The sequence below is a fragment of the Mesorhizobium sp. M7A.F.Ca.US.006.04.2.1 genome (assembly GCF_004022915.1).
GTDB classification, from domain to species: domain Bacteria; phylum Pseudomonadota; class Alphaproteobacteria; order Rhizobiales; family Rhizobiaceae; genus Mesorhizobium; species Mesorhizobium ciceri.
The window spans coordinates 1-3781 of record NZ_RZQA01000646.1 but is presented as its reverse complement, the minus strand read 5'-3'; the positions used below and the strand labels follow the sequence as shown (position 1 = coordinate 3781).

Annotated in this window: 4 protein-coding genes; 3 read left to right on the top strand and 1 reads right to left on the bottom strand. The window is 61.4% G+C overall.

Annotated features, from left to right (window positions below):
* On the top strand, positions 1-924 hold a 924-nt coding region (gene hemB, locus EN925_RS27190), incomplete at its 5' end, for a porphobilinogen synthase (protein ID WP_128337054.1).
* 217 nt (positions 925-1141) lie between these two features.
* Positions 1142-1789: a dihydrofolate reductase family protein gene (locus tag EN925_RS27185; protein ID WP_127368485.1), complete on the top strand. Its 648-nt coding sequence runs from the start codon at positions 1142-1144 to the stop codon at positions 1787-1789.
* 51 nt (positions 1790-1840) lie between these two features.
* Here the strand turns inward: EN925_RS27185 and ppk2 are convergent, their stop codons facing one another.
* Positions 1841-2761, bottom strand: a complete 921-nt coding sequence (gene ppk2, locus EN925_RS27180) for a polyphosphate kinase 2 (protein ID WP_127368484.1) — start codon at positions 2759-2761, stop codon at positions 1841-1843.
* 278 nt (positions 2762-3039) lie between these two features.
* Here ppk2 and EN925_RS27175 point away from each other — a divergent pair.
* Positions 3040-3781: aldo/keto reductase (locus EN925_RS27175; protein WP_164894416.1), on the top strand; the 742-nt coding region annotated here is incomplete at its 3' end.

The window sequence follows — 3781 nt, the reverse complement described above, 5'->3', positions numbered from 1 at the left end:
GTGCAGGAGAACCGGCTCACGGTCGACGATTTGATCTGGCCGATCTTCGTCGTCGAGGGCAAGGGTATCCGCGAGCCTATCGCCGCCATGCCCGGCGTCTTCCGCCTGTCGATCGATCTCGCCGTCAAGGAGGCAGAGCGCGCGGCAAAACTCGGCATTCCCGCCCTCGCCACCTTCCCCAATGTGGACATCTCGCTGCGCGACCAGACCGGCTCGCACATCCTCGATCCCGACAATGTGATCAACCGCGCCACCCGTGCGATCAAGGATGCGGTACCGCAGATCGGCATCATCACCGACGCAGCGCTCGACCCATTCACCAGCCACGGCCATGACGGCATCCTGCGCGACGGCATCATCGTCAACGACGAGACAGTGGAACAGGTGACCGCCGCTGCAGTCATCCAGGCGGCCGCCGGCGCCGACATCATCGCACCGTCCGACATGATGGACGGTCGCATCGGCGCCATCCGCGACGCGCTCGATGCCAATGGTTTTCAGGACGTGGCGATCATGTCCTATGCGACCAAATTCGCCTCGGCCTTCTACGGACCCTATCGCGAGGCGGTGGGCACCGCCGGTCTGCTCAAGGGCGACAAGAAGACCTATTACATCGACCATGCCAATTCGGACGAGGCGGTGAGAGAGGCCGAACAGGACATCGCCGAGGGCGCCGACATGCTGATGGTCAAGCCCGGCCTGCCCTATCTCGACATCATCCGGCGGCTGAAGGACGAGTTCCAGATGCCGACCTTCGCCTACCAGGTGTCAGGCGAATATTCGATGATCAAGGCGGCAGGCGCCAATGGCTGGATCGACGGCGAGAAGGCAATGCTGGAATCGCTGCTCGCCTTCAAGCGCGCCGGCTGCGACGGCATCCTGACCTATTTCGCACCCGAAGTGGCGGAGATGTTGAAGGGGTAATTTCTCTTCGCGACGACGGCCGGTCGCGGCGAGCAATGTCGGCCAATCCGCTTCGACATCCATACCAATTTCCGGCTCTTGGCCGGGGAATCCATAGCGAGGGCCACTTGACCGTTGCGTGGGCTTCGTTTGAGCTTGAAAATACCGCTTGCAATTCACAATCGGTTTGTTACAAAAAACTGCTTGCAAAACACAATCGGTTATCGAGGAGGCTCGCATGTCCAAACTTCGCGTCAACGCTTTCACCCTATCGCTCGACGGCTATGGCGCCGGTCCCGATCAGGATCTGCAAAATCCGCTCGGCGTCGGTGGGGAATCCTTGCACAAGTGGTTTGTCGACACCCGCACCTTCCGCGAGATGGTGCTCGGACAAGATGGCGGCACCACCGACGTCAACGAGGCGTTCGCGGCGCGCAGCTTCGAAAATGTCGGCGCCTGGATCCTCGGCCGCAACATGTTCGGACCGATCCGCGGCGAATGGCCTGACGACAGCTGGAAAGGCTGGTGGGGCGACAACCCGCCCTATCATGTGCCGGTTTTCGTGCTGACCCATCACAAGCGGGAACCGATCACGATGGAGGGCGGCACCACTTTCCACTTCGTCATCGACGGCATCCATTCAGCTCTTGAACAGGCCAAGGCTGCCGCTGGCGGCAAGGATGTGCGGGTCGGCGGCGGCGTCGCCACCATACGGCAATATCTGCAGGAAAAACTGATCGACGAGATGCATCTGGCGATCGCGCCGGTGCTGCTGGGCACGGGCGAGAACCTTTTTGCCGGCCTGGACATGCTCAAGCTCGGCTATATCTGCAGCGAGCAGGTGGCGACCCCGCTCGCAACGCACGTCACCATCAAGCGGGCGTAAGGTGGAGAGCCAATCTCCCCCCTCGTGGGGGAGATCGCAGCTTCGTCTGCCTCAATACTTCTCCGGTACGTAGAGCTCGCGCGGCAGCACCTGGCGTTCGTATTCGGGGTTGAAGACGCGCTCCGGCAAAGTGATCTCCTCGTGCGGCACTTCCTCGTAAGGCAGCTGCTTGAGCAGATGGTCGATGCAGTTCAGCCGCGCGCGTTTCTTGTCGTTGCCCTCGACGATGAACCAGGGCGCTTCCGGGATGTTGGTGCGGGCGAAGGTCTCTTCCTTGGCCTTGGTGTACTGCTCCCAGCGCACGCGCGACTGCAGGTCCATCGGCGACAGTTTCCACTGTTTCATCGGATCGTGGATGCGCATCAGGAAGCGCATCTGCTGTTCCTCGTCGGTGATCGAGAACCAGTATTTGACCACGGTGATGCCCGAGCGGACCAGCATGCGCTCGAATTCCGGCACGTCGTGGAAGAATTCTTCGACCTGATCGGGCTGGGCAAAGCCCATCACCCGCTCGACGCCCGAGCGGTTGTACCATGAGCGGTCGAACAGCACGATCTCGCCGCCGGCCGGCAGATACGGGACATAGCGCTGGAAATACCATTGCGACTTTTCGCGCTCCGTCGGCGCCGGCAGTGCGACGACACGGCAGATGCGCGGGTTGAGGCGCTGGGTGATGCGTTTGATGACACCGCCCTTGCCGGCCGAATCGCGTCCCTCGAAGATCACCACCAGCTTCTTCTTGTGGTGGGCGACCCAGGACTGCAGCTTGATCAATTCGGACTGCAGGGTGATCAGGTCGCGAAAATACTGCATGCGATCGATCGAAGGCGGATGCGAGTTCTTGTAGATCTTGGCGATCTCCATCGACAGCGCCGGCTCCGACATTTCGAGCTCATAGTCTTCGTCAAGCGTGTCGGCGAGCTCGGCTTCAAGCCAATCCCTGGCCGGAGAATTCTGTTTTAGCTCGGTCATTATCGGCTGCTCCACTTGCAAGCTCTGTCGATCCACGTCCGGCGCCCCAAACTCCCGGCCTACAGCCCGGGAACGGCAACACCTGAGCCGACTTCCATATAGGCCTGCAATGACGGTTTTATTGCAGCGCGAGCATGGTCACCGCCGCCGTCGGTCCAGCCAGGCATGATCGATCCGCCGCGCTGGCATGGAGACACGTCGCCCAAATTGTCCTACAAATAGCGGCCACTTTCGGGCGCCCTCCCCAGCCCTTTCCCAATGCAATCGCGAGGACCGACATGGAATACCGCACCCTCGGCCGTTCCGGCCTGAAAGTATCGACACTGACCATGGGGACCATGACGTTCGGCGGCGCCGGTGCTTTTTCGGCGGTTGGCAAGACCGATCTCGACGAAGCGCGCCGGATGATCGATCTCTGTATCGACGCCGGCATCAATGTCATCGACACCGCCAATGTCTATTCGAACGGCATTTCCGAAGAAATCATCGGCGAAGCGCTCGGCGGCAAGCGCAAGGGCGACGTGCTGATCGCCTCCAAGGCACGGATGCGGATCGGCAAAGGTCCAAACGATGAAGGCCTGTCGCGCCATCACCTGATCCGGGAATGCGAGAAGAGCCTGAAGCGGCTCAAGACCGACGTCATCGACATCTATTTCCTGCACGAATGGGATGGCGTGACGCCGCTGGAGGAAACCATCGGCGCGCTCGACACGCTGGTTGCCCAGGGCAAGATCCGCTATGTCGGCTGCTCCAACTATTCCGGCTGGCAGGTGATGAAGGCGCTCGGCATCAGCGACAGCCGTCATCAGCCGCGCTTCATCACGCAGCAGATCCACTACACGCTGGAAGCGCGCGAAGCGGAGTACGAACTGCTGCCGATTTCCGTCGACCAGGGGCTGGGCGTTCTGGTCTGGAGCCCGCTTGCCGGCGGATTGCTGTCCGGCAAATACCGCCGTGACAGCCCCACCGCCCGCCAACTCGCGGGCTGGTCGGAACCACCGATCCGCGACGAGGACCGGC